This is a genomic window from Hominiventricola filiformis (genome assembly GCF_020686965.1).
In the GTDB taxonomy this organism is placed as follows: Bacteria; Bacillota; Clostridia; order Lachnospirales; family Lachnospiraceae; genus Hominiventricola; species Hominiventricola filiformis.
The window spans coordinates 139,708-163,644 of record NZ_JAJEPS010000005.1 but is presented as its reverse complement, the minus strand read 5'-3'; the positions used below and the strand labels follow the sequence as shown (position 1 = coordinate 163,644).

Genomic DNA, 23,937 nt, shown 5'->3' with positions numbered 1-23,937 from the left:
CACACACTAAGAAGCACCGGAAATCTGCATTTTTGCAGACGTCCGGTGCTTCTTTGGAGGAAAACGCTTATGAATACTCTCGCATTTACGCTGGGCGAATACCGATCCCAGCTGACTTTGAAAATCAGTACCTATCCCAACGGCAATCTCGCCATCAAGCTTTATGAAAAGGATCACGGCATCCTGATTTTTTGGGAAACCCTTACCACCAACTTAACCGGAATCCGGCCCGACCACTGCGCTTTCATCAATATAAAAGCCGCAGACGGACTTTTTCCAGTCTGGCTGTCAGACAATCACCTTGCGGAACCTACCGGGCAAATTCTTGAATCGGATGGCTGCCTTTACCCTGAATACCTGTTTAATGGCAAAGAACTGGATGCCCTGGATCATGAGGGGCATACCCTCTACATCCGGCGGCAGAAAGGCGAGCTGGGGCGCCGCTTTGAGCGGCTGTATCTTGCCCTGCGAAGACTGGCGCGAGAAATCAACGGATTCAGCTACACCGATTACAGCGGCTGGCGGTGTCTGGATGGGAGTTCCTCCACCCTGCCCCTCTGGATCGAGGCATTTGACCCTTCTCATGGCCGCAAATTCATCTTCACGCAGAAAGGTCCCGCACTCCAAACTACCATCCTCTATGCAGATGGTACAGAGAAGCAGCGCATCTATCGGCGTAAAGAGGACATGGCAACCGAGCTGATGGCCATGTTTCAGGAAGAATTGCGTGTCTACCCTCCCTGGTCTGAAGACCGGAGGAAACGGTACGAATATTAAAGGAATAAAATTAGGAGGACATCATCATGAAGATCCATATCTATCCCAAATCCATGTTGGAAACCGTATGGCAGCAGGACAAACTGCTGTTTACCCCAGAAGCGGAGCAACCACCCCTGTGTCTTCGATGTGGGCAGCCACTGGACCACCGGCTGGTCATCAACGCCCTGAGCCGCTATGCAGATGTCCATATCTGCGAGGCGTGCGGTATGGATGAAGCCCTGCGTGATGCCAACCGTTGCCCACTTCCTCTAACAGAATGGGCAGCTGTCAAAAACGGTTTGAGCCAGCAGCAGACCGATTTTGAAGCTCCGCTGCTGACTACTTCCTGCACCTTTGAAGATCTATTCCAGCAGGGTTCCCGGCCTGCCAGCGAGATAGCCTATTCCCGTTCTGATTATGATGGATGGAAATGGTGGACCACTTGGCATCAGTGCCAAAAGAGCGCGCCCATTCTGGAAGCTGCCCATGAAATTGATGCTTTCCAGAATGCGCTGTTCCAACTGCCGGAGTTTCGGAATTTGGACACCTTGACACGGTTCTGCCGAGGGTACGCCCAACCCACCAGCGAGCCCACCGAATTCAATTTGTATTCGGAAACTGCTCACTTTTATATCTGGCTGCGGTTGATTACCAGGCGTCGAGATTATAATGCCTATGTGCATTACTATCTGAAAGGTTAAAAAGTCTGCAACGCACCGGATACAGTATGCCTATCGACTCTGTATTCGGTGCATTTTTCTCTATGAAATAGTTATTTATTTTTATGTACACTTATAAAATCTTGTTGCAAAAGTCAACCTGCTATATAATTATAAAGAAATATATTTTTCAAAATCTGTCCGTTGTAATATTTCGCAGACATTTGCCTGTTATAATATCCGCAAAAGCAAAGGAAGTTGAGGGATTTTTGAGATTTACCATATATCATATAAAGAATGGAGGTGCATGATTTTGAATCCTAAATTACTGATCGTTGATGATGAACGCGGTATTGTTGATATGATACAGAGTTATTTTCAAACACGATATGATATTCTGACCGCTTATAGCGGCCAAGAAGCACTCAAAAAAGTAGCCTACAAACCAGATTTAATTTTATTAGACATCAATATGCCTGGAATGGATGGCCTGACTGTATGCCAGAAGATACGGGAACACATAGCCTGTCCCATTCTTTTTTTGACTGCTCGTATTGAATCCAGCGATAAGATTATTGGATTTCAGGCCGGGGCGGATGATTATATCGTCAAGCCCTTTGATTTGGATGAATTGGGGGCGCGTATTGCTGCACATTTGCGCCGTGAGCAGCGACGCCAAAATAATTCGGCAGTACGCTTCTTTGGTGAATTGATACTGGACTATTCCGCCCGAACAGTTACAATCAATAATCAGAACATCCCGCTATCTAAGAGGGAGTTTGAGATTGTAGAACTTTTATCCCTCAATGCAGGACAGGTTTTTGATCGTGAGCGGATTTATGAGCGTGTGTGGGGATTAGATGGGGACGGAAACAGCGATACAATTATGGAGCATATCCGGAAAATACGCGCTAAATTTGCAGCACATACATTGCACAATTACATTGAAACAGTTTGGGGGTGTGGGTATCGGTGGAACGCCTAAAAAATATGGGACTAAAGAAATCTTTCCTGTTATTATCCCTCTCCTGTTTAGCGGTGGCATTTCTCCTGCTTGGTGCGGTTATCTTTCTTTGCCGTGGCATTGAAAACTATTATCCTTTAGGCGGTGTAGAAATCCTATCGGATGGTTCAATCGTACCCCTGCCATCTCCTACGGCGTCACAACAGCGCATTTTGGCTATCCTAAATATTGTGCAGACGCTTTCCTGTATTCTTTTCCCGGTAGGTGGATTGATTGTTTCAGTCTTTCTTTTTTATTATCTCAAATTGAAGCAGCCTATTTCCTGCCTGCAAAATGGCATTATGCGGATTCAGAATAATGATCTGGATTTTTCGCTGCCGATTTTGTCTTACGATGAAATGGGACAACTATGTGCTGCCTTTGAAGAAATGCGGAGTGAACTTCTGAAATCGAATCGGCTGTTGTGGCAACAGGCCGAGGAACGCAAACGGCTCAATGCCGCATTTTCCCATGATCTGCGTAACCCGATTACGGTATTAAAAGGAAGTGTAAAACTTTTACGGCAAGGTATTCAGGACGAACAGACCATAGACCGGCTGGAAAGTTACACTTTACGGATTGAGCAGTATGTAGAAGCTATGAGCAGTGTTCAAAAGTTGGAACAACTCTCTGTTAAGCCAAAAGAAATCAGACTATCCGTTTTGCAGAGTGAATTGCAGGAAACAGCACGACTGTTGGCGCTATCCAAAAAAGTTTCTGTTTTAGTCCCATCAGGCGGAACTGTTTGTATAGATCACGGGCTATTTCTTACCGTAGCGGAAAATCTGATTGGAAATGCGGCGCGATTTGCAGAAAAAGCAATCTCTATTCAAATAACGCTGCAAAATGATTCTATGACCTTGAATGTAGAAGATGATGGTGCTGGTTATCCGCTGTCTCTCGTGCAGAATGGGCCAAACCCTTTTGAAACGACAAGTAGTAATTCCTCACATTTCGGAATGGGGCTTTACAGCAGCAGAATTTTATGTGAAAAACATGGTGGCCGATTGATTTTGGAAAATAGGGTTGGGGGCGGTGCATCCGCAACTGCTATTTTTCATTTCGTGTAATCCTTGAGCGATTTTTGAGATTTATCATTTACACTCTCCTTATACCACAAATAAGGAGAGTGTTTTTTATGAATATTGAGGCAAAGAATTTATCAAAGATTTATGGTGACGGTGAAAACCGAGTGGTGGCTTTGGATCATGCGAATCTCGAAATTGTATCCAGTGATTTTATTTCTATTATGGGACCATCTGGAAGCGGAAAAAGTACCCTGCTTCATTTGCTTTCCGGCTTGGATAAGCCATCTTCCGGCTCGCTGACCTATGATGGTAAAGATATTTACAGTTACAGCGATAAGGAGTTGTCGGCATTCCGCCGGAAGCGGATTGGATTTATTTTTCAGCAATTTAATCTGCTTCCGGTTCTGACGGCGAAAGAAAATATTATCATGCCTCTTTTGCTGGATAAACAAAAACCGGATGAAGCATACCTGAAACAGCTTACAGAACTGCTTGGCATTCAGGGCCGCTTGGAACATCTGCCCCATGAGTTATCCGGCGGCCAGCAGCAGCGTGTAGCCATCGCCCGCGCTTTGATTGCAAAGCCGGATGTAATTTTTGCTGATGAGCCTACGGGAAATCTGGACAGCAAAAGCGGCGGCGAAGTCATGGAACTGCTTCAAAATGTATGGAAAAAGATGGGTAAAGCTCTCGTTGTCATTACCCATGACAGCCGTATTGCGCGAATGGCAGACCGCCAGTTTCAGATCGTAGATGGTGTGCTTGCGGAGGTGACAGCGAAATGAAATCTTATCGTACATTAGCATTGAAAGAACTACTGTCCCAAAAAGTCACTTCTATTCTTATTTTGATTGCCGTTGTGCTGTCTACTATGATGACAACCATTGTAGGACAATCCATTGGCGTACTTAGTGCAATGCGGGAACAGCAGGCCATCGCTATCGGAGGAAACCGATATGCCACTTTTTTGCAGATGAATGCAGAGCAGCTTCATGCACTGGAACAGGATGAGCGTCTTTCCTATGTAGGCAAATCTATTTATATGGGAAGTTTAGAACTCTCCCCATCTCTTACTCTTGGTTTGATGGAATATTGGGATGATACTGCCGCTATCTATCCATCCAGTACCAGTGTAGAAGAAGGTCGTCTGCCGGAAGCCCCGATGGAAATAGCGCTTTCTGAAGATATTCTGAAATATCTTGGCTTTGAGGGCGGTATTGGAGATAAGATTACACTTTCACTGCAAAAAAATCTTCGCCACAACATTGCGGACAGCTATTCCTATACAGCAGAATTTGTTCTTACAGGGATATTGAAAAATAACTACTTGGGATATACAAGCGGCACTGTTACGGGAGTTGTAGGGGAAGGAACTGCTGAACAACTTTTAACGGAATCTTATATTTATTACAATGTGGATATTCGGACTGCCGATAAAAAGAATTTTCAAGCAGTTGTCGATGACATCAATAAGGAATTTAATATCCATGAGCTTGATACCAGCTATAATATTGTATATTTGAACGCCTTGGGAATTTCCTATACTGCAAATTCCGAGGGTGCTAATGATAAGGGATTCTCTTTTATGACAGTCGCAGGGATATTAGTGGGTACTTTGATTTTGCTGGCTGCTGGTCTTGTGATTTACAACATTCTGAAAATATCTGTATCAAAACGGATAAAGGGATATGGAACACTTCGGGCTATTGGAGGCGAAAAAGGACAGCTTTATCAGATCATTGTAATTGAAGTAATCCTATTGTGCCTGATGGGGATTCCTATTGGTATGCTTCTTGGTTTCCTGAGTGCCAGAGGAATTTTAGAGGCAGCTACCGGCCTGGTTTCCCCTGAATTGTTCTTGGTTCAGGATGCTTCTGAATTGAAAACTCTAATAGCAGAGAACAGTTCTTTGAATGGAACCTTACTGGTTTTAAGCGGAGCAATCACTTTGGCGTTTGCGTTGTTTGCAGCATTACCAGCAGCCAGATCAGCCGCAAGGGTATCTCCCATTATGGCGATGTCTGGAACAAATCTAAAAATTCGGCGCAGAAAGCGTAAAACAAAGAAAATCCATCATTTTGAAGCATATTATGCCCGCCTGAACTTAAAGAGAAATAAAGGCCGTACTGCAATTACAATTTTGTCCCTTGTTATGAGTATCACGGTTTTTATTGCCCTGCAAGGGTTTTCCTCTCTCCTGAACGCTGCAAGCGCCCTGCAAGATAATCATGTAGGAGATTATCAGATCACAAATGAAAGTATTGGATTTACCACAGATGATCTGAACACTTTGCGGAAAAATGAAGCTGTGCAAAGTGTAGCCGCCATACAATTTTCGCTTTACGAACAAAATGAAAATGGGCTGCTCGATGAAATCAGTCTTGAATTTCAACTGAAACCCGGCGAAACTTTTCAGGTTGTCGGATTGAACAATGAATATTGGGATTATTTTATGGGGGATCAATTACCAGAAGAACAGCTTGGACAACTGAAATCAGGGAACGCCTGTATAGTAAGGAATCCTATTCCCATGAGCTACGGCGAAGATGTTCTTGAATTTACAAATATAGAGGCCGGAGAAAGCATCTGTGTTGCGGGAATGGAGCTGAATGTTTTGAAAACCTTGGATGGCTATGACGGTTATCTTGGTATTGGAAATGGCGGTTTCACAAATGGTGTTCAAGTGATCGTTGATGATGCTATCTATGAACGCCTGACGGGAAAAGATACCTATTCAGAGTTTTTGCCTACACTGAACGAGGGTGCTGACAGGGAAAACTTTGATACATTTATCGAGGCGTTTTGTAACAGAATACCGGGGACAACATTCTTGTCATATGAAGAAACCGACCAGCAACTAAAAGAGAGCTTTGCACAAATTCAAATGCTGGCATGGGGGCTGATTCTTTTCGTTGGCCTGATTGGTATTCTTAATATCATCAATACCGTTTACACAAATATTCACACCAGAGTAACAGAAATCGGTATGCAGCGGGCCATTGGAATGAGTGCCGATAGCCTTTATAAAACTTTCCTTTGGGAAGGTGCATATTACGGAATCATTGCCTCTGTGATTGGAAGCGTGCTGGGATATGTTTGTACGATCTTCATTGAGGCGGCCACGAGCGACACCATCCAGCTTGTTGCAATCCCTGTCATGCCCATTCTTGAAGCAACCCTCTTGGCAGTAGGAGCTTGCTTGCTGGCAACAGCAATTCCGCTACGGAAAATTTCAAAAATGAATATTGTGGATTCGATTGAAACGGTTGAGTAGAACACTATTTTTTGAACTGTCCGAACTTTCTAATATTTTGTGGACATTTAGGTTTTAGAATGACCTTATCAGTGAAAGCAGGTGGATAAAGAAGCTTTTGTCTATTTGCTGTGCTGATTCTGGTACAGTTGGCGGCCACTGGCACAACAGTTTTCCGCATTTACCCCAAGCAAAGGAGGCGAACAATATGGGCAAAATTTTAATATTATCCGTCACTGACCACGAAGAACATATACTCAATAAAATTATGGAAACTATCGCAAACGAGCCGAAGCTTAACCATATTGCGCCTCCTCTCCCTTGCAACATTCTTTCTTTTAAAAATCTGGAAATTCGGCTAAAGGAGCAGACAGTATCCTGCAGAGGTCAACTTGTTACTCTGACTCACCATGAGTTTGCTGTCCTTACATATCTGGCTCGTCATCCCAGCTGGGTATTCTCAGCCAGCCAGATTTATGAGGCCGTATGGGATAGAGACGGTGAACACTGCGGCACCGCCGTTGCCAGTGTCATCGGTCAGATCCGGCGCAAGTTGACGCCGGATACACCAAAGAGTGGCTATATTCGCACTGTACTGGGTAGTGGATATAAATTTGAATCCGTGATATAGGAAATGCCGGACATAGGCTTATTGGCTCTGTCCGGCGCTTCTTTTTATATAAAATAAGGCTGCAAGTATTGCTTCCTGTATTACTTGAAAAAAACATATATAAATTCGACAAACGGCAGTCTACTCTTCCCCAAATAGACTATTTACAGTTTTGAACCACAAGGCGGTGTAATATCCAATCCTTCAAGAAAGTGTATTCCCCAGTTACACATAGAATCTAATACCGGAATGATACTTTTTCCAAAGGCGGTAAGTGAATACAAGGTTTTAGGTGGTTTTTCTGGAATTACTTCTCTGTGAATCATGCCACATTCTTCCAAATCGCGAAGTTGTTGTGAAAGCATTTTAGGTGTGGCTTTTGGAATTAAGCGTTGTAATTCCATGTAGTGCAAAGGTTTTTCTATCAAATGCCAAAGAATGAGAGGTTTATATTTTCCTCCAATCAGAAAAAGTGTGGCTTCCACTGGACAACTAAATTGATCTTTTTGATAATTCATTTTTATATATTCACTCCTTTTTGGGTACTTTCTTTGAGGGAAGTATCTACCTGAAAAGTGCAATCTTGTTATTCTACTGCACCATGTTAAAATTAGTACGACGATTGAACATGTCAACTAAATTATACAGCACCAAGAAAGGATTGACCATGATGAATTTTATTGAGATTGCAAAAAAACGGTATTCTGTACGCAATTACAGTGGCAAAAAAGTGGAGAAAGAGAAGCTTGATAAAATTTTGCAGGCTGCTCATGTTGCACCAACAGCAGCAAACCTACAGCCGGTTCACTTAATTGCAGTAGAAAGCAAAGAGGGACTGGAAAAAATCAGCAAAGGGGCAAATATTTATAATGCTCCTCTTGCAATTATTGTATGTGCAGATCATAACAAAGCATGGGTTCGCCCCTTTGACCAAAAGCAAACCGGAGACATTGACGCAGCTATCCTAACAGACCATATGATGTTGGAGGCAACAGAATTAGGTTTAGGTACCGTATGGGTATGTTACTTTCAGCCTGATGTTATCCGGAAAGAATTTGATTTACCCGATAATTTAGAGCCAATCAATATTTTGGTAATCGGTTATGGAAATGAAGCGCCATCAGATACAGAAAGACATGAACACATGAGGATTCCACTCACTGACTTAGTTTCGTATGAAAAACTGTAACCGAGTATGACTCGATTTCCGAAATACTTCCGAACTATCTTCAACTCATTGCTTCCAAAAATAGTTGATGTTATAATTGCGGGGAAACAACTGAATAAAAGTGTCTTCGGGGCAGGGTGAAATTCCCGATTGGCGGTAAAGTCCGCGAGCGTAAAACGCACGATTTGGTGTAATTCCAAAACCAACAGTATAGTCTGGATGAAAGAAGATATGGTTAGATTTCCGCAGATTTTAAGGGGCTTACTTTCTTTTCTGTGGCCTAATTATAATGTTAACACCCGAAAGACCTTTTCTTTTGGGTGTTAATTTTTTGCCACGGAGGAAAGCAATTATGAACAGTAAAACAAAAAGAGTCACCACTATTGGGATGCTATGTGCGATCACTTATGCCACCATGGTTGTCGGCAGGATTCCGATTATTCTATTCTTAAAGTACGACCCATCCGATGTTATTGTAACTTTGGGCGGCTTTATTTGGGGACCGATGACTTCTTGTATCGTATCTGTCATTGTGGCAATCCTTGAAATGATTACAGTAAGCGATACTGGAATATTAGGTTGTATCATGAATATCGTACAAACACTATCTTTTGCGTGTACGGCATCTGTCATTTACAAAAAAAAGCACACTTTATCTGGTGCAGTGATTGGTCTGGCATCGGGATGGCTCATAACGGTTGTTGTTATGCTGTTGTGGAACTATTTGGTAACACCGCTTTACATGGGGTATCCAAGAGAAGCAGTTGTAGAATTGTTACTTCCTGCCTTTCTTCCATTTAACTTGTTGAAAGGTGGGTTAAATGCATCCATTACCTTTTTACTGTATAAGCCCATAGTTACCGCTTTGAGAAAAAGCGGATATGTTGCTGCTTCGGAAAATGAAGCAAGACAAAAGCATACTGGTCTGCTTATATTGGCAAGTTTTATTATTGTAACTTGTGTTTTGATTATCCTGTCAATGAATGGGATTATATGAGGATTGAAATGAAAGAAAAACTAAATGAGCCTATTTACACACTAACAGGAACCGTTATACATGGCCGAGGTATTGGAAAGCATGTGGGGACACCTACCGCGAACATAGCAATCGAAAAAAAAGATTTTTTGCCAAAGACAGGAGTATATGTGGCAGATATTCTTTTAGGCGATAAGAGATATTACGGTGTTACCCACATTGGGACGCGCCCTACACTTGATAATGATAGCTTTGTTTCAATCGAAACATATATTTTTGATTTTGATAAGGATATATATGGGTGTACGATAACTGTCAACCTATATAAGAAATTGAGGGAAGTCAGAAAATTCAATGAATTATCCTTGCTGCTTGAACAAATTGCGAATGACCGGACAATGGCACAAGAATTTTGGGGATTAAAGCAAACAAATCACACCTTACACATTGATGTTAACCGGCATTGTGTAATATTAGAACAGCAGGAAGTTTATTTATCAACAAACGAATTTGAAGTCCTTTATCTGTTACTGCAATCTCCTCAAACTGCATTCACAAAAGAACAGATTTATGAACAGATTTGGCATGAACCCACAAATAACCATTTGCATGCAGTAGAAAACACGATTTTTCAAATACGAAAAAGGCTAAAGCCATATTGCATGGGACACGAGTATATAAAAACAGTAATTGGCTATGGTTATAAATTCAATTCCGAGTAAGGTGGTAAACACAAGAGCAAATAGCGCCATTCTCAAAATTTTGAAGTCTTCGTGTTCAGCAACCTTTTATAAACAGAAACGGCTCTGATACTATCCCCCAGTTCATTTAGGTTTCACCAAAAACAAGACCACTGCTTATTCATATAGAGAGAAGAAAGGATGTGAACAATATGGGCAAATTTTTAATATTATCCGTTGCAGACCATGAAGAACACATACTCAATAAAATTATGGAAGCCCTTGCAGACGAACCAGAGCTTGACCATATTGCTCTCCCACTCTCGGATGACACTCTCCCCTTTCCGGAGCTTGAGATTCGCCTGAAGGAGCAGGCAGTATTCTGCAGAGGTCAACTTGTTACACTAACTCATCATGAGTTTGCTGTCCTTGCTTATCTGGCTCGCCATCCTGGCTGGGTCTTTTCTGCCAGCCAAATCTATGAGGCTGTGTGGGCTGCGGACGGTGAACACTGCGGTACCGCTGTTGCCAGTGTAATCGGTCAGATCCGTCGCAAGTTGACACCGGATACGCCGAAGGGCGGTTATATCCGGACTGTACTGGGCAGCGGATATAAATTTAACAGTTCTCCATTTTAAGTCAGCAAGAAAGGCTCCGAGGCCATAATGATCTCGGAGCCTTTCTCATTGACTTAAATCTTAAACAACTTAATCGCCTTCAACAAAATAATGCTCAATTCCTGGTACAAATCCTCATCCAGCACACCATCAATAATGGCATACTTGAGCAGCAATGGTCGATACATCTGCAAAATCGTCGTAATGGCATCCTCGTTTCCCGCCTTGGCGCTGAGAAGCAGACATTCAAAATTCATCTCTTGTCACCTCCTTCAATGCTCTTTCTGATTTTCTGAATCGTCCTATAGTAAAGCGCAGCTGCCCCTTTGTAGGACAGTTCAAACTTTACTCCCAGAGTTTCAAAATCTTCTTCCTCCAGCGTTCGAGCCAGAAAGATCTGGCGCTCCCGTTCATTGAGTTTCTGAAGTGCCTCCAGAAGCGCTCCATTTTCAATGACATCCATAAGCGGCAATTTGTCTAAAACCACTTCCTCTGAGCTTGGTTCGGACTCATAGACCACTTCCACAGTACTCTCTATACTGCTGCGCTTATAAAGCTGGATCAAATAATCTTTTCTGCGGCGCTTGACCGCCGAAACTAAATATGCTGTAAACCTGAATTGCAGGTCATCTTCTGCCTGTCCATTGTTCCGTTGCCACATGGCTTTACCTCCAAAAGTCTCAAGAATTTCTATGAATTTCCTGAGCTTCTGGCGGTGACCTGCACCGGACAAAACCTGGCTGTGATAAACAAAAACAGCCAGCTTTGTACCAATGGACAAAACCAGCTGTTCCCTGAATTGCTGCATCGAGCAGTTCAATAGATACCATCCGAGCAGGTGGAGGTTTTTCCTTATGTGGAGAAAACTCTCTCGTCCTGCCTCGACGATATACCCCTATTGAGAGCCGTTCATGAAAAGCCGTGTGTCCTGGAGTTATGAAAGCAATGAACTGCTCGATGTTGTGGAATCCTTTTTCCATAACATCGTTACTCCCTGTCCGCAGTTATGCGGACGGCACACAGGCGGCCTGCATCATCCCCTTTCTTTCGCGATATGGCAGCGCAACGCTGCCGCCCTGCTGATAATTGTTAAATTGTGAAATAATACTTTTTTCAAATGCTATTCCAACTATTCTATGAATCTATGAAATTAAAACAAAAGGCGGCCTTCATCCTTATTGTCAGGATAAAGACCACCCTCTTCTTCCGATTTTCATTGGGTACTGTACTGATCTCATCCCCCCACCTCCACTTATCGAGTTTTCATTGGTTTTGGGATCACTGCCATAATTACAGTGTAACTGACAGTTTTCGGAAACTTTTGGAGTAGCATTGGAGTCGCTTTCGAGTAAAAAGAAAATCATTCGACATTATATGACAAAACAGGCTCTAAAACGGACACACTGCTTTTCAACCTCTCTCAGTGTCCCGCTTTAGAGCCCTTCCTTTATTTTTTAGTTATATCTTCCTCTGTTACCTGGGCTGTATCTGGATGGATATAAATGATCTGGAGTCCTTTCTTCTTGGCATAGTTGACCGTCTGCTGGGTTCCGGACCGCATATTGTGTGCATTATCATAGACAGCTATCATATGCCCGGCCTGCTCCACCATATAGTAATTGCGTTTCTTATAGCTTTCGCTTGAGGGCATTTCGCCCAGCACTAAGACCTTCTCAGCATATCTGCAAATAAAATCCATCCTCTTTCGGTGCCAGTCATCCCAGTCTGCATTGTAACCCTCAAAAGGGAGAGCCAGACACAATTCCACATCTTGATACGCTTGCTGCTCTTTCATACGTAGCAGGAGCTCCGCTGCCCACATATCAACGCCCATTGCTCCTCCAACCCAAAAGCATCGTACTCCCTGATGATAGAGTCGTATGAGTTGCTCCTGCAGACACTTTTTAATCCGTTGGCAGCGTTTATCCTTTTCATTATATTTGAACTTAAATCTGGTCGGTCTGTGACCTGTAATCACACACGAAAAACTGTTCATATAATTCTCCTTTCCTGGCGTACTCCTCTGCATATTATACTTGCCATGGACGAGATAAATCAACCATGACCGCTTAATAATCCATGTCATAGCGGATAAAATGTAACTATAGCATGGAGGTGACGCATGGAAAATCTACTGAAAGATATGGGTAAACGGATCTTCGACCGGAGGAAACAACTAAATATGACCCAAGAAACTCTGGCAGAGCTGGCTCATGCCACACCACAGACCATCTCCACCGCAGAATTGGGTCAAAAGGCTATGCGGCCTGAGACGATCCTCAAAGTCTGTGATGCACTTCACATCAGCACCGAGTATTTGTTGCGAGGCGTCATCACAGAAACAGATTCCTCCCTTCTTATGGAGAAGATTTCCACACTAACACCCAAACAATACAGGCATTTTGAAGATATTTTAGACAGTTTTATCGCGGCCATACAGGAAGAGGCATAGGAGCATCGCTGGCTCCCATGCCTCTTTTGATTATCCCCGGCTGCGGAATGCAGACAAGGCACCAGCAATCAGTCTGCGTGTCCTATCGTCCATTTCCGAATCATCGTCCACTTCCTGTGCAGTTGAAGGCATCACAGGCGCTACGGGCCCCTCAACCAATCTGGCTGTGATCGCCTGCTCTTTTGCTTTTTCCTGTCCCATACCTTCCTGCCGCAAAATCTCTTTGACGATAGCCACTACCGCTTCTTTGCTGATAATAGAAGCATTTAGTGGCTGCGGCTCCTGCCCAAAGTGCTCATTATAGTAGACCACTGCATTTGCCACATATTGCGCTTTTGTGCGGGGACTCTGTAACTCCAGTAATCCAATGGCAGTCTCGTGTATGGGATCGCCCTCATTAAAGCGCAGCGTAAACCGTCCTCGTTCTTTTTTCTCGCCCATACCATCACCTGCCTGCTGTTTCAATCCGGTACAGATACTCATAGCCATCCGCATTTGCATTGATTTTCGGTACGAAGAATGGTGTTCCCACCTTGCCCGAAGTTTCGATCTGCCGCTTCAAAAGAATGGCGCCACCGCCTACAAATACTACCTTGCAATATTGCAAGTCCAACATTCGCTCCCGCAGCGTGCTGAACAGGTCATTGATAAATTCCTGCGCCATCTGTTCTGTCAGCCGTATGGCTGCATCCGGATATTGAGTCTTTTTTCCCATCAGGATAGCGTCCACATCTCCTTCATCCAACAGCAGGTCCAGCTCCGAATTCACCTTTGAACGCACCTTATTGTACAACAGAATTACACCATTTTCTAACGAATCACAGGAGGTAAGGTCAATCTCTCCATTTTTCATCAGCAGATAGTCAGCCGTAAACCCGCCAATATCCAGAATCACCGCTTTGGGTTCCTCCACGAGCGTGTGAAGCATGGTGGCTGCTGCTGCGTAAGCCTGGGGGAAGCAGGCCGCATCTTCAATATAGATGGAATACGGCTTCCCCTGCATCTCAAACCCTATCACTCCTCGCTGTCTGAAGTATTGTGTGAACCGTTCCACCTGGGCGCCAAAGTGTGCCGGCGGCAGTCCAACTGCCAGTTGGATACGCTGAACCTCCGAGGAATATGCCCCCCTCGCTTCAATCTCTCCAGCCAGAGCAAATAGGGTCAGGATAAAGAAGCGATCATCCTCCGTTTTATCTTTCCGATAAGGAATCCGCTCAGTAGACAGCGTATAGTAGGTATTCTGATACCTCAGCACATTCTGTCCAAAGGGACGGGTGACACTCTGCTTCAGACCGGACACAAAGGGGTTGCAATGAACCGTTTTAATTTGTTTGTTGCCATGATCAACGCCAATAAGCATATGTAATGCCTCCTTTTTGCTTTATACATATCCTTTACGCCTATATGACGCCTATTCTCAACAATCACACACTATTTTCTAAAAACAAAAAGCAGGAGACCCATCATAAAGGTTTCCCGCTTTTGGCTGCTTCATAATGTGCGCAGCTAATATATATTTGATTGTTCTATTCTGCCATACCCTGCGGAACTTCAAATTTGTATCCGCTCCCCAAAACAGTACGGATATAACCCGCTTTCGGCATATCCGGTGTCAGTTTTCTGCGGATCTGACCAATGACGCTGGCAACGGCTGTTCCGCAGTTTTCACCATCCTCACCCCATACTTCTTCATAAATCTGCCCGGCAGAAAATACCCAGGACGGGTGGTTTGCCAAGTATACCAATGTCGCAAATTCCCGATGGGTCATAGAAATTAACTCGCCGTTTCGGTGTACCGTTCTCTCCTTCAAGCGAAGCTCCAATCCCGGAAAAACAAGAGTATTACAAGGATGAGATGACACAATATGGTCAAATCCTGGCTCGGCTGCAATAATCTCCATAATTCTGCTAAGTATGTATTCTTCATGGTCTGTTACCGACAATACAAAGATTTTTCCCATATGTCCCTCCCTTATTCATAATTAGAATGCTGATACCCTGCAGCCAATATAAAGTTTACTTGTTTATTTCAGTAATAACGACTGTTCCGTTTTTATCCAGCAAAGGGGTAATCCCCGTATCATGGACAAGGTAGTTTACACCTGTTTCGGTGTCTACAACAATACTCAAGGAAGTTCCCTGTGTATAGATTGTTTCAAAGCGCTTTTCTTTGTTTGCCATAGTAATCCACTCCTTTGCATAGTGTAAGGTATCAGCATTTCTAATTTATTACTCTATGATAAAGGCCAAATGTTGCAAAAATCTCCTAATCGCTTTCTTTTTCGGCAAGAAAACAGGCGGAATTGCTTCATTTTTGTAGCAATTCAATTTTCATCTCATTTCAGGCCGAAGAATAACCCGTTTGAATAAGAACATTGTTGCACCAAAATAGGTCAGGTAGATTGCACAGAATAGCAGAATCGTCACCAGACCATAAAGAGGTACAAGTCCCTGCTGCAAGATTGCTTCTCCGAAAAAGAACTGTGCCCCTGTGATCAGCAAAACCGTCAGTAAAAGAGGGAATAGCAGTGGGATCAAAAAGACTGTGGACAGTTCCCTGCGGATCAGGGAAGCCTGCCTGCGGCCCGGTACACCCAAACGGTCAATGACTGCATAATTCTTCTGGTTTTTGTCTATGGCAGAAAGCTGCTCAAATGCAAGAACCGAGCAGGATAGAATGATAAAAATAATGCTTAAATACAATCCGCAGAACGAAATGGCTGTAAATCCAGTCAGCGAATTGGCAACGCCCCACGCCTTTACTGTAACACCCATCGTTACTTTTTCCGGGAGCTGTTGACCTGCCTGCAATTCCGGCTGCCATTTCCCACTGTTCAGGAATTGCTTCAAGTCGCTTTTCAATTCCGGGTATCCGCCATCTTCCAGTTTCATCGCCAGACGGATTTTTTCTCCGACGAATTGTGAAGCTGCTTCATCCGGCAGAACAAGTACATATCCCTTCGTTCCGGCCATTTGATACTGCTCCATCGGCTCCGTCAGAATCGGTGTCTCTGCAATAGTCAAGGTTCGACCATTTAATGTGATCTCTGGCTGCTGCTTCAAGCCCTGCCGGATTCCGTCCATATAGTTCCATGTATCACAATGAACCAAAAACTCGTTGTCGCTCATGGAAACAGGAGAAAGTCCCAAAATCTCACGCAGGTGGTTATAGTCGGACAAGGACAAGGCTTCGATCGGTTTTTCAGGAACCGCATACAGATAATAGCTCACAGAATCCTCGACTCCACAATGCTCCTCTGTAAAGGAAACGATGGAATCCATGCTGGATTTCTCCAAAGGTGCATCAATCGCCACGCCTGCATCATAGGGATAGTAGGCTTTCATGTTGGCTTTGTAGCCTGCTCCCATTGTAAGCCCCACAAACATGGTTGCCAGGGATATGGTTAAAAGAATCGCCACCACAGCCATTGTCCGGCCAGCAGAATGGATGCGCCGCCCAATCTGCCCCAGGAAGAACAGATTTTCTTCTTTGTACTTATGGCGCAGATTTTGTTTTGCAAATCGGTGCAACAAAAGCGGAATCTGGCGATGCAGCTCGTAAACACCCACCAGAATGAGCAGGCAGGCTCCGCCAAGGTACAAAAATGCTTCATTGGTTTGTGTCTGAAGCATCCGCCCAAGCAAAATCACGCCTGCAACCATTGCAGCGATTGAGAGCAATACTACCAAAAGACTATGGCGGAATGATTTGAAACGGTATTCTTCATTCTTGCGGTTATCATACAGCAGATCGATTACTTTCTGATGCCGGATAATCTTTGCTGCTCGGAGCATCCCAAAACCATACATCAAGGCAAAAAACAAAAATGTTACTGCCCATGCCTGGAGAGAAAAGGAAACCTGATAGGTATGCGGCACCTCAAAGATATTTTTTACCACCTGATTCAGCAAACCGGAAAGCCCTGTGCCAACCAAAGAACCAAGCAGAAAGGCCCCAGTGCCGATGATACTGTTTTCAGCAAGGAACAAATTCCGTACTGTCTTTGATTCCATGCCAATCAATTCGTAGGTTGCAAACTCCTTTTTCCGTCGTCCCAGCATAAAGCGGATCGCATAACCGATCACAAACGAGGACATAAAAGCAACCAGAGCTGACATAAGCAGAATTCCAGTAGTCAGCATCGACATATTTTCTGCCATAGCAAGAACATCTGATGAAAAGCCCAATGCCAAAAATGAGTACATCAATGCCGCAGTCAAGGTAAGCGTCACAAAGTAAATGATATAATCCCGCAGGCTTCTGCGAATATTTTGAATTGCTAACTTCCAGTACATCATCACACCCCCTCAATCTGAATTGGATGTGGATTTGCTGAATAATATCCATGTGCTGATATAATAGCAAACCAAAAGCAAAATAAGTACAGCGACCGTAATGCCCACTTGCAGGAGCAATTTATCAAATCCAATATAAGAAGCAATCTCATTTGAGACAGATTGAATAAAATAAGCTACCACAACGAAGGATACAATAACCGCTACTGTAATCGGTAAACCAAACCACACTCTAAGCTGTTTTCGCATCAATTTCTTTATATCGGATTCCTCTGTCCCCAATTTACGCAAAACTCCAAAACGATATTTATATTTTCCTGCATCTAAGAGTTGCTGCAAAGAAAGTATTGTGAGGCACATTACCATTAAAACCACAGCGCCATAAATCATCGCTGTCTTTAGAATGAAGTTCATACCCTTTGTTTCATTGATTTGCAGCGTACTCAATCGAATGGAATACCCAACACCCTTTTCCGAAAGTTCTGGATAGACCTTTATAAACCTGTTTTCTAAGGCCGCTGCATCTGAGTAGGAAAGTTCTTTTGATGTCTGGATATAACGGTTCCGCTTGACAGAAAGAAGGTTTTGACAAACACTATCTGGAAATACATATACAACTTGTGTATAGGAATTGTATAAGGTTTCGCCCATTGCCTCTTGATAACTGGCCTGTTCAGAAAGCGTTAACCTTCCTACATCGGTATCTACCACTGCATGACTGCGTATAAATTCTTCTTGTTCATCCGTTGTTGCAGTTGTATGCCATTGGGTCGTAAACTCATTTTCTTCAAGCGTAATAGCCTCATATCCCAGCATTTCCCTGATAGCATTATAATCGCTAAGAGAAATAGCAACCACAGGAAATTCATGTTTTACACGGTCATGAAAATCTTCACAATTTGGAAGATAAAGGCTAAAGGCACAGTCTGCGCTTACCGCAATTCCTTCTTCCGTCAAAAAATCTGTGACCGCTTCATAATCGCCTGTTGGCAAATCCTTTTTTTCGTACACATCATTATATCGGGAATTGATCTGAACATCATACATGGAGCGACTATCCAAATACCCCGTACTCCATTCTGTCAGTACTGGTGCGATAATGAACATAAGAATGGCTATTGTCAGCGTAATGCAAATCAAGGTCATTGTTTTTGTCGTTGTTGTGAGCTTGGATATGATCTGTCCAAAGAAAAACAGGTTATTACCTTGATACCTGTGTGCAGGGGATTTGCTTTTCCATGCAACAATCGCGCTGCTGGACAGATAAATAATTCCGCATATCAAAAAAAGTAAATCTGCAACAACGAACAGCAAATATTGATTGATCGTACCAGCGCCCAGAGTTAGATAATACTTGCTTTCAAAAACCGGTACGAGAGCTGCAAGTACAGTATTTGGAACTGTGCAGGCTAAGAGACCGATAAGCAAAGTTTGCAATGTCCATACTTTCTTTTTGAGTAGCCAAACGAACGACCACAGCAGGGTGAGCGCCGGAAAAATGATATTTCCCCAAAACAAGATGTGGAGAGGAAAAGCAAATCGTGGATCAAAGAAAAAGATCATCTTTTGAATCCCTGTTTCCAACATCCATATAGAAAGCACCAAGTAGATCACAAGGATTGTCGGTATAAACCGGTTCTTCTTCAAATCAGGTTCATTTTGTCTGTCCGCAGACAGCATATCAATAATCTTGATCTTACGAATAGTACGGACATTGAACAGTCCAACCACGAAAAAACTGATTGTGAAAAAGCCGACTGTCCAAAGAACGGTATCGGGGAACAGTGTCCATGTCAGCTCATAACTATGACCATAGGAAGCGAGCAGCATAGCGGACATAAATTGCGAACACAACACACCAAGAGCAATACCAAGAGCAATAGATATAGCCCCCATCAAAAAAGTTTCTGCAAAAAAGAGCCAGCCGATTGTTTTTTGCTCCATCCCCATAATAGATTGTACGGCAAATTCCTTTTGCTTGCGCCGCAGCATATAGCTGTTTACATAGCGTATCAGGAACAATAACAACAGCGTGATCGCACAGACCGCCAATTTGATACCATCACTAAACGCTGTAATTTCATAAGCAGTTCCAATATCTGGCTGGTAGTAGCTGCTCGATATAGATAGAAACGCATAAAACAAAGTAACGCAGATCGTCAAGGTAACAATATAGATTAGATAGTCCTTTGCAGAGCGTTTCGCATTTCTAAAAATCAATTTAGCGTACATCGCTCATGCCTCCTCCCATCATGGTGAGGACATCCAGGATTTTTTCAAAGAAAGTCCTGCGGGAATCACCACCCTTACGGATTTCCATAAAGATTGCCCCGTCCCTCATAAAGAGAATACGATTGGCATAGCTTGCCGAGAAAGCATCGTGTGTCACCATCAGGATCGTGGCTCCGAGATCTTCGTTGATACTCTGGATCGTCGAGAGCAGCATCTGGGACGAGTGACTGTCTAACGCACCGGTGGGTTCATCCGCCAAAATCAGCTTAGGCTGGTTGATAATGGCTCTGGCACAGGCGCACCGCTGCTTCTGGCCGCCGGACACCTGATAGGGGTACTTATCCAGAATATCCGTGATATTCAGCTTTCCGGCCATTTCCCGCACCCGCCCATCAATCTCGCCTGCGGGAACCTTGTTGATGGTCAGCGCCAGGGCTATGTTTTCCGAAATGGTCAGCGTGTCCAGCAGGTTAAAATCCTGGAACACAAATCCAAGATTTTCCCGGCGAAACCGGGCAATTTGTTTTTCATTGATTTCCGTCACATCGGTTCCATCCAGATAGATATGTCCCGCACTGACGGTATCAATGGTGGAAATACAGTTGAGCAGGGTAGTCTTGCCGGAACCGGATGCTCCCATGATTCCTACAAATTCTCCCTCTTGAACGGAAAAGCTGATGTCCTGAATTGCTTTTGTAACATTCCCGCCATTTCCGTAATATTTTTGGATATGATCCAGTTTCAAAATTTCTTTCATTTTTATCACCTCTGATCTCTATTGTAAAATAAGAGCGGCTTCGTTTGTATCAAGTTTTCTTACAAAGTTCTAACAAAAATGTAAGAAGTGCAGAACGCTTTTCAGTCCTGCACTTCATGAATCAGACAGTTGATGTGAAAAGAAAGGGAAACGGCTGTGCCATGTTCCGACGATTCCGCCGCAATGCCAATGCCCAGCTTTTCACAAAGCCGTTTGCACAGATACAGACCAATTCCTGTGGATTGCTGAATCTTGCGACCGTTCTGGCCTGTAAATCCCTTTTCAAAAATACGGGGCAGATCGGACGCAGCAATTCCGATTCCATTGTCCTCCACGACAAGGACAACCTGATCTTGCCGTTTATGAGTAGAAATGCGGAGAACCGGTTGTTCCGTACGATACTTGACCGCATTGGCAATCAGTTGGTTCAGAATAAAGCGCACCCACTTTTCATCTGAATAAACCGTGTCCTGCATTTCCTCCACTTCCAGACGCATACCACCTTGGAGCAGCAGATATTTATTATCTGCAATCGCCTGATGCACCACTTGGGACAGTGCCATTTCCCGGACAGAATAATCTTTCTCTGTATGCTCACTGCGGGCGTAATAAAGAGCCTGTTCGGTAAAACGGTTGGTCTTTTCCAGTTCCAGCAGAAGTTCCTTTGTCCAGTCCGTCCGGTGGTTTTCACATAGGAGTTTCATGGCAGTAATGGGCGTTTTGATTTCGTGAATCCATTGCTCAATGTATTCTTTGTACTCCAGGCGTTCCCGCTCGACTTCTCCAATCTGTTCCAACATGGATTTTCCAGCCATTTTCAAAAGCTGATAGTAAACCTGATCCTCGGCCTGTTCCGGCAGCTCCATCACTTCGGAAATGAGGTATCTTTCGGAAAGCTGCTCCGCCATATCCAGAAGTTTTTTCATCTGCCGCTTCCGTTTCCAGTAAGTGAGGACAAGTCCCGTCAGCAAAATCAATGCCCATACAATCAGGATCAATACTACTGCGGAAACCGAATTGCCGCACACCAGCAGAAATACAGTGAGTGCAGCCATACAAACAAGGTTTGTCAGCAGAAATGGCAGCCTGTTTTTCCAATATCGTCTGCTGTTCATATCGTGTACCCCTGTCGGTGCTTTGTCTTGATAAAATCCGTCAGACCGATGCCCGCCAGTTTTTCCCGGATGCGGTTGATATTGACGCTCAAAGCATTGTCATCCACATATAGCTGATTGTCCCACAAATACTCAATCATATCTCCGCGAGAACAGATTTTTCCACCGTTCTTGAACAGGTAATAGAGAATTTTCAATTCGTTCTTGGTAAGTTCTACGCTCTGTCCATGATAGTCCAAACTGCTGGATTCCAGACGCAGCACCGCATCTCCATAGACGATCTGTTCCCGTTGCTGTGTGGGATAGGCTTTTTTCAACAGAGAAGCGATTTTCGCAAGCAGGATCGCTGTGTTATAGGGCTTCGTGATAAAAGCGTCTCCGCCCAGCATAATGCTATTCAGCTCGTCCATATCCGTGTTGCAGCTTGTCACAAAGATGATTGGCACTTCGGAAAATGTGCGAATCTCGGTGCAGAGAGAAAAGCCACTGGTCCCCGGCAGTTTGATGTCCAGCAAAATCAAGTGTGGCTGCTCGGCTTTGATCCGGTCGATCACATCAGCAAATTTCTCCGGAGCCACCGTTTCATAGCCGTTGCTTTGCAGCAGCGTTTTCAATTCATTCCGTATCAACGGATCATCTTCTATTATCAATATTTTTTCTTTCATATCAGCCTCCGTAAAAAAATACGATATGCAGTTGCTCATTCTCCCATTGACATTCGAATAAGTCAAGTATATATGTTAAAGCAAACTACCCTTTAAGCCTTTTTTGAAAACCAGTACAGCTCTTTCGGTTCCCCAAAAAGACATCGTAACAAGTCGATAGCTTTCCTTTTCCATTTCTTCTATTTTTGCATTGATTTTCTCTGTTACATTTTCCACGGTAATTCCTTCTACTAATTCTGTCCGATACATTATATTTTACCTCCATAAGCACTCAATTCAAAACCAATTTGCTTTTTCTGCTTTGAATTGAGGGGTATCGCCTTCCTGGTATGGATTATAGGTATTGCGATTACACCCAAATTCTTTTAATGCCTTTATTTTATTATCCTCTGTCCATTCAACCAGCGAGATTCCATCAAATTCCTCTATACTTCCATTGTTCATTTCATTTTTGAAATACCACTCCACAATCGTTTGATCTCCCTTATGAAAAAATTGCTTGATTTCCCAAATGACCACCTTGCCACGGGTATTCCATTCCTGAAACCAATGCTTTACTGTTTTTCGGTTGTTATACTGGGGACTCCAGCTTTCTGTATAGATCACATCTTCTGTAAAAATATCATCAATCCCCATATCCTGCTGATTGAGCCACATATCAAACCATAATCGGATTGTTTTTTCTCGTTCATTCATGATATAAACACCTCACCATTCTTTTGTCTTACCTTCGCGTTTGTTCTGCATCACCTGGGTTTGATATACGAGGACAGGAATCAGAGAAACCAGGGCAAGCACACCAAAAACTGCCGAGCGATTTACAACCGCAAATATTGCGAACATAAGCAGGAGCAGCAGCCACGGATTACGCAGATTTCTGTAATAGTTTTCCTTGTCCTCATAAGAAGTATGAAGTTCAAACGGCTTACCGTCATTATCTTTTTCTACAATCAACAGTTCCCGATTAAAGGTGGTGGCATTTGTTGCTATGCGTCCGCCTTTTTCAGCCCATGGCCGTAGGCGTACTTTACCAACAGAGTAGTTCAGGTTGATGTTTTTATAAAATACTTTGTAACCCATCCCCTCTAAAAACTCATGATAATCGGACGCGTTGGCTTTCGATTTTTGCCCGATAAACTCCACGCAGTATTTTACCTGATCCGGTTTACACGCCTCAAATTCATACAACATTTTTTCCGTCCGAATCAGACGATAGCCCTTTTCAGACATTTTATTCAACCAATGTTCCTGGGCAGTCAACAAACCGCCAAAGAAACGATAACACTTTTTGCTCATACTGCACCTCCAATAATTCCATTGGCCACTCCTACAAGTTCATTGAGCCTTATAAGTTCCTTTTCTGCAATTTCTTTTCCTTGTGTTGTGATGAGATATTCTTTTTTCCGTCCCGCACTATCTCCAAAAGGTGCAATCCAGCCTTTTTCCTGCAACGAGTTCAACGCACCATATAAAGTACCTGCCCCCAGCGTGAGCCGCCCTTTTGTACTATCTTCAATAAATTGCATGACAGCATATCCATGTTTCGGGGTATAAAGGGAAAGCAAAATAAAGAATGTCACCTCTGTGAGCGCACCGCCTTTCGCATTGTCTCGCATAACACCTGCCTCCTTATTACGGTTACTGTAATAAATATATCACTAACCGTA

The 23,937-nt window shown here is 43.5% G+C and carries 30 protein-coding genes and 1 riboswitch; of the genes, 12 read left to right on the top strand and 18 right to left on the bottom strand.

What is annotated here, in order from left to right:
* The first annotated feature begins 69 nt into the window (after positions 1-69).
* The 7 genes from LKD36_RS07230 to LKD36_RS07200 all read left to right on the top strand — a co-directional run bounded on the left by LKD36_RS07230 (position 70) and on the right by LKD36_RS07200 (position 7,333).
* Positions 70-777 (top strand): DUF4313 domain-containing protein, encoded by a 708-nt coding sequence (locus LKD36_RS07230; protein ID WP_227589415.1) that lies wholly within the window; start codon positions 70-72, stop codon positions 775-777.
* 26 nt (positions 778-803) lie between these two features.
* On the top strand, positions 804-1,460 hold the full coding sequence (locus tag LKD36_RS07225) for a hypothetical protein (RefSeq protein ID WP_227589416.1): 657 nt from the start codon (positions 804-806) through the stop codon (positions 1,458-1,460).
* A gap of 271 nt (positions 1,461-1,731) precedes the next feature.
* A complete protein-coding gene (locus tag LKD36_RS07220) occupies positions 1,732-2,403 on the top strand; it encodes a response regulator transcription factor (RefSeq protein ID WP_431833075.1) in 672 nt (223 codons plus the stop codon).
* On the top strand, positions 2,391-3,491 hold the full coding sequence (locus tag LKD36_RS07215; protein ID WP_204987124.1) for a HAMP domain-containing sensor histidine kinase: 1,101 nt from the start codon (positions 2,391-2,393) through the stop codon (positions 3,489-3,491). The genes LKD36_RS07220 and LKD36_RS07215 overlap by 13 nt, the downstream gene beginning before the upstream one ends.
* A gap of 68 nt (positions 3,492-3,559) precedes the next feature.
* Positions 3,560-4,234 (top strand): ABC transporter ATP-binding protein, encoded by a 675-nt coding sequence (locus tag LKD36_RS07210; RefSeq protein WP_148336085.1) that lies wholly within the window; start codon positions 3,560-3,562, stop codon positions 4,232-4,234.
* 20 nt (positions 4,235-4,254) lie between these two features.
* The gene (locus LKD36_RS07205) at positions 4,255-6,723 is read left to right on the top strand and encodes an FtsX-like permease family protein (protein WP_331465187.1); all 2,469 of its coding nucleotides are present in this window, start codon (positions 4,255-4,257) and stop codon (positions 6,721-6,723) included.
* A gap of 187 nt (positions 6,724-6,910) precedes the next feature.
* Positions 6,911-7,333, top strand: coding sequence for a winged helix-turn-helix domain-containing protein (locus tag LKD36_RS07200; RefSeq protein ID WP_227589418.1), 423 nt, complete (start codon positions 6,911-6,913; stop codon positions 7,331-7,333).
* 143 nt (positions 7,334-7,476) lie between these two features.
* Here LKD36_RS07200 and LKD36_RS07195 read toward each other — a convergent pair whose 3' ends face one another.
* The gene (locus tag LKD36_RS07195; RefSeq protein WP_118024187.1) at positions 7,477-7,830 is read right to left on the bottom strand and encodes a winged helix-turn-helix transcriptional regulator; all 354 of its coding nucleotides are present in this window, start codon (positions 7,828-7,830) and stop codon (positions 7,477-7,479) included.
* A 152-nt stretch (positions 7,831-7,982) separates the two neighbouring features.
* Between LKD36_RS07195 and LKD36_RS07190 the strand changes: the two genes are divergently transcribed.
* From LKD36_RS07190 to LKD36_RS07175, 4 genes are all read left to right on the top strand, one after another.
* Complete coding sequence (locus tag LKD36_RS07190) at positions 7,983-8,501, top strand: nitroreductase family protein (protein WP_227589419.1); 519 nt, start codon at positions 7,983-7,985, stop codon at positions 8,499-8,501.
* 98 nt (positions 8,502-8,599) lie between these two features.
* Positions 8,600-8,715, top strand: a riboswitch (FMN riboswitch).
* A 117-nt stretch (positions 8,716-8,832) separates the two neighbouring features.
* Positions 8,833-9,477 (top strand): ECF transporter S component, encoded by a 645-nt coding sequence (locus LKD36_RS07185; RefSeq protein WP_227589420.1) that lies wholly within the window; start codon positions 8,833-8,835, stop codon positions 9,475-9,477.
* Between the two features lie 8 nt (positions 9,478-9,485).
* Positions 9,486-10,178, top strand: a complete 693-nt coding sequence (locus tag LKD36_RS07180; RefSeq protein ID WP_227589421.1) for a riboflavin kinase — start codon at positions 9,486-9,488, stop codon at positions 10,176-10,178.
* A 170-nt stretch (positions 10,179-10,348) separates the two neighbouring features.
* The gene (locus LKD36_RS07175) at positions 10,349-10,774 is read left to right on the top strand and encodes a winged helix-turn-helix domain-containing protein (RefSeq protein ID WP_029465888.1); all 426 of its coding nucleotides are present in this window, start codon (positions 10,349-10,351) and stop codon (positions 10,772-10,774) included.
* Between the two features lie 53 nt (positions 10,775-10,827).
* On the opposite strand, the gene LKD36_RS07170 is transcribed toward LKD36_RS07175, so the two are convergent.
* The 4 genes from LKD36_RS07170 to LKD36_RS07155 all read right to left on the bottom strand — a co-directional run bounded on the left by LKD36_RS07170 (position 10,828) and on the right by LKD36_RS07155 (position 12,749).
* Positions 10,828-11,010: a helix-turn-helix domain-containing protein gene (locus tag LKD36_RS07170; protein ID WP_025529780.1), complete on the bottom strand. Its 183-nt coding sequence runs from the start codon at positions 11,008-11,010 to the stop codon at positions 10,828-10,830.
* Entirely contained in the window at positions 11,007-11,414 is a 408-nt protein-coding gene (locus LKD36_RS07165) for a sigma-70 family RNA polymerase sigma factor (RefSeq protein ID WP_227589422.1), read from the bottom strand. Before LKD36_RS07165 ends, LKD36_RS07170 begins: the two co-directional genes overlap by 4 nt.
* 19 nt (positions 11,415-11,433) lie before the next feature.
* A complete protein-coding gene (locus LKD36_RS07160; RefSeq protein ID WP_227589423.1) occupies positions 11,434-11,733 on the bottom strand; it encodes a hypothetical protein in 300 nt (99 codons plus the stop codon).
* 467 nt (positions 11,734-12,200) lie between these two features.
* On the bottom strand, positions 12,201-12,749 hold the full coding sequence (locus LKD36_RS07155; protein ID WP_118560398.1) for an SLOG family protein: 549 nt from the start codon (positions 12,747-12,749) through the stop codon (positions 12,201-12,203).
* 126 nt (positions 12,750-12,875) lie between these two features.
* Here LKD36_RS07155 and LKD36_RS07150 point away from each other — a divergent pair, with 126 nt between their 5' ends.
* Positions 12,876-13,205, top strand: a complete 330-nt coding sequence (locus tag LKD36_RS07150) for a helix-turn-helix domain-containing protein (protein WP_308459192.1) — start codon at positions 12,876-12,878, stop codon at positions 13,203-13,205.
* Between the two features lie 30 nt (positions 13,206-13,235).
* Here the strand turns inward: LKD36_RS07150 and LKD36_RS07145 are convergent, their stop codons facing one another.
* The 13 genes from LKD36_RS07145 to LKD36_RS07085 all read right to left on the bottom strand — a co-directional run bounded on the left by LKD36_RS07145 (position 13,236) and on the right by LKD36_RS07085 (position 23,886).
* A complete protein-coding gene (locus LKD36_RS07145; RefSeq protein ID WP_253057963.1) occupies positions 13,236-13,688 on the bottom strand; it encodes a hypothetical protein in 453 nt (150 codons plus the stop codon).
* Positions 13,651-14,565, bottom strand: a complete 915-nt coding sequence (locus LKD36_RS07140; RefSeq protein ID WP_227589425.1) for a ParM/StbA family protein — start codon at positions 14,563-14,565, stop codon at positions 13,651-13,653. Before LKD36_RS07140 ends, LKD36_RS07145 begins: the two co-directional genes overlap by 38 nt.
* A gap of 166 nt (positions 14,566-14,731) precedes the next feature.
* The gene (locus LKD36_RS07135; RefSeq protein ID WP_029465871.1) at positions 14,732-15,166 is read right to left on the bottom strand and encodes a winged helix-turn-helix domain-containing protein; all 435 of its coding nucleotides are present in this window, start codon (positions 15,164-15,166) and stop codon (positions 14,732-14,734) included.
* A gap of 55 nt (positions 15,167-15,221) precedes the next feature.
* Entirely contained in the window at positions 15,222-15,386 is a 165-nt protein-coding gene (locus tag LKD36_RS07130; protein WP_117497604.1) for a DUF6440 family protein, read from the bottom strand.
* Positions 15,387-15,536: 150 nt separating this feature from the next.
* Positions 15,537-17,501: an ABC transporter permease gene (locus tag LKD36_RS07125; RefSeq protein ID WP_227589426.1), complete on the bottom strand. Its 1,965-nt coding sequence runs from the start codon at positions 17,499-17,501 to the stop codon at positions 15,537-15,539.
* 12 nt (positions 17,502-17,513) lie between these two features.
* Positions 17,514-19,733, bottom strand: coding sequence for an FtsX-like permease family protein (locus LKD36_RS07120; RefSeq protein WP_227589427.1), 2,220 nt, complete (start codon positions 19,731-19,733; stop codon positions 17,514-17,516).
* Positions 19,723-20,490 carry an ABC transporter ATP-binding protein gene (locus LKD36_RS07115; RefSeq protein ID WP_004840998.1) on the bottom strand — a complete coding sequence of 256 codons (768 nt, stop codon included), beginning with the start codon at positions 20,488-20,490 and terminating at the stop codon, positions 19,723-19,725. Before LKD36_RS07115 ends, LKD36_RS07120 begins: the two co-directional genes overlap by 11 nt.
* 101 nt (positions 20,491-20,591) lie before the next feature.
* Positions 20,592-21,605 carry a sensor histidine kinase gene (locus LKD36_RS07110; RefSeq protein ID WP_227589428.1) on the bottom strand — a complete coding sequence of 338 codons (1,014 nt, stop codon included), beginning with the start codon at positions 21,603-21,605 and terminating at the stop codon, positions 20,592-20,594.
* Positions 21,602-22,270, bottom strand: a complete 669-nt coding sequence (locus LKD36_RS07105; RefSeq protein WP_148336070.1) for a response regulator transcription factor — start codon at positions 22,268-22,270, stop codon at positions 21,602-21,604. Before LKD36_RS07105 ends, LKD36_RS07110 begins: the two co-directional genes overlap by 4 nt.
* A 75-nt stretch (positions 22,271-22,345) precedes the next feature.
* The gene (locus tag LKD36_RS07100; RefSeq protein WP_158575090.1) at positions 22,346-22,519 is read right to left on the bottom strand and encodes a hypothetical protein; all 174 of its coding nucleotides are present in this window, start codon (positions 22,517-22,519) and stop codon (positions 22,346-22,348) included.
* A gap of 27 nt (positions 22,520-22,546) precedes the next feature.
* Entirely contained in the window at positions 22,547-22,966 is a 420-nt protein-coding gene (locus LKD36_RS07095) for a nuclear transport factor 2 family protein (RefSeq protein ID WP_004841005.1), read from the bottom strand.
* Positions 22,967-22,978: 12 nt separating this feature from the next.
* Positions 22,979-23,566: a DUF2812 domain-containing protein gene (locus tag LKD36_RS07090; RefSeq protein ID WP_148336069.1), complete on the bottom strand. Its 588-nt coding sequence runs from the start codon at positions 23,564-23,566 to the stop codon at positions 22,979-22,981.
* A complete protein-coding gene (locus LKD36_RS07085; protein WP_004841007.1) occupies positions 23,563-23,886 on the bottom strand; it encodes a PadR family transcriptional regulator in 324 nt (107 codons plus the stop codon). The genes LKD36_RS07090 and LKD36_RS07085 overlap by 4 nt, the downstream gene beginning before the upstream one ends.
* Between the last annotated feature and the right edge of the window lie 51 nt (positions 23,887-23,937).

Coding starts and splice junctions, on each gene's coding strand:
- LKD36_RS07085 (WP_004841007.1), bottom strand. CDS start 23,886: ATGCGAGACAATGCGAAAGGCGGTGCGCTCACAGAGGTGACATTCTTT.
- LKD36_RS07230 (WP_227589415.1), top strand. CDS start 70: ATGAATACTCTCGCATTTACGCTGGGCGAATACCGATCCCAGCTGACT.
- LKD36_RS07175 (WP_029465888.1), top strand. CDS start 10,349: ATGGGCAAATTTTTAATATTATCCGTTGCAGACCATGAAGAACACATA.
- LKD36_RS07190 (WP_227589419.1), top strand. CDS start 7,983: ATGAATTTTATTGAGATTGCAAAAAAACGGTATTCTGTACGCAATTAC.
- LKD36_RS07180 (WP_227589421.1), top strand. CDS start 9,486: ATGAAAGAAAAACTAAATGAGCCTATTTACACACTAACAGGAACCGTT.
- LKD36_RS07100 (WP_158575090.1), bottom strand. CDS start 22,519: ATGTATCGGACAGAATTAGTAGAAGGAATTACCGTGGAAAATGTAACA.
- LKD36_RS07225 (WP_227589416.1), top strand. CDS start 804: ATGAAGATCCATATCTATCCCAAATCCATGTTGGAAACCGTATGGCAG.
- LKD36_RS07185 (WP_227589420.1), top strand. CDS start 8,833: ATGAACAGTAAAACAAAAAGAGTCACCACTATTGGGATGCTATGTGCG.
- LKD36_RS07150 (WP_308459192.1), top strand. CDS start 12,876: ATGGAAAATCTACTGAAAGATATGGGTAAACGGATCTTCGACCGGAGG.
- LKD36_RS07170 (WP_025529780.1), bottom strand. CDS start 11,010: ATGAATTTTGAATGTCTGCTTCTCAGCGCCAAGGCGGGAAACGAGGAT.
- LKD36_RS07145 (WP_253057963.1), bottom strand. CDS start 13,688: ATGAGTATCTGTACCGGATTGAAACAGCAGGCAGGTGATGGTATGGGC.
- LKD36_RS07155 (WP_118560398.1), bottom strand. CDS start 12,749: ATGAACAGTTTTTCGTGTGTGATTACAGGTCACAGACCGACCAGATTT.
- LKD36_RS07125 (WP_227589426.1), bottom strand. CDS start 17,501: ATGTACTGGAAGTTAGCAATTCAAAATATTCGCAGAAGCCTGCGGGAT.
- LKD36_RS07105 (WP_148336070.1), bottom strand. CDS start 22,270: ATGAAAGAAAAAATATTGATAATAGAAGATGATCCGTTGATACGGAAT.
- LKD36_RS07210 (WP_148336085.1), top strand. CDS start 3,560: ATGAATATTGAGGCAAAGAATTTATCAAAGATTTATGGTGACGGTGAA.
- LKD36_RS07115 (WP_004840998.1), bottom strand. CDS start 20,490: ATGAAAGAAATTTTGAAACTGGATCATATCCAAAAATATTACGGAAAT.
- LKD36_RS07090 (WP_148336069.1), bottom strand. CDS start 23,566: ATGAGCAAAAAGTGTTATCGTTTCTTTGGCGGTTTGTTGACTGCCCAG.
- LKD36_RS07110 (WP_227589428.1), bottom strand. CDS start 21,605: ATGAACAGCAGACGATATTGGAAAAACAGGCTGCCATTTCTGCTGACA.
- LKD36_RS07200 (WP_227589418.1), top strand. CDS start 6,911: ATGGGCAAAATTTTAATATTATCCGTCACTGACCACGAAGAACATATA.
- LKD36_RS07095 (WP_004841005.1), bottom strand. CDS start 22,966: ATGAATGAACGAGAAAAAACAATCCGATTATGGTTTGATATGTGGCTC.
- LKD36_RS07140 (WP_227589425.1), bottom strand. CDS start 14,565: ATGCTTATTGGCGTTGATCATGGCAACAAACAAATTAAAACGGTTCAT.
- LKD36_RS07165 (WP_227589422.1), bottom strand. CDS start 11,414: ATGTGGCAACGGAACAATGGACAGGCAGAAGATGACCTGCAATTCAGG.
- LKD36_RS07135 (WP_029465871.1), bottom strand. CDS start 15,166: ATGGGAAAAATCTTTGTATTGTCGGTAACAGACCATGAAGAATACATA.
- LKD36_RS07130 (WP_117497604.1), bottom strand. CDS start 15,386: ATGGCAAACAAAGAAAAGCGCTTTGAAACAATCTATACACAGGGAACT.
- LKD36_RS07120 (WP_227589427.1), bottom strand. CDS start 19,733: ATGTACGCTAAATTGATTTTTAGAAATGCGAAACGCTCTGCAAAGGAC.
- LKD36_RS07195 (WP_118024187.1), bottom strand. CDS start 7,830: ATGAATTATCAAAAAGATCAATTTAGTTGTCCAGTGGAAGCCACACTT.
- LKD36_RS07160 (WP_227589423.1), bottom strand. CDS start 11,733: ATGGAAAAAGGATTCCACAACATCGAGCAGTTCATTGCTTTCATAACT.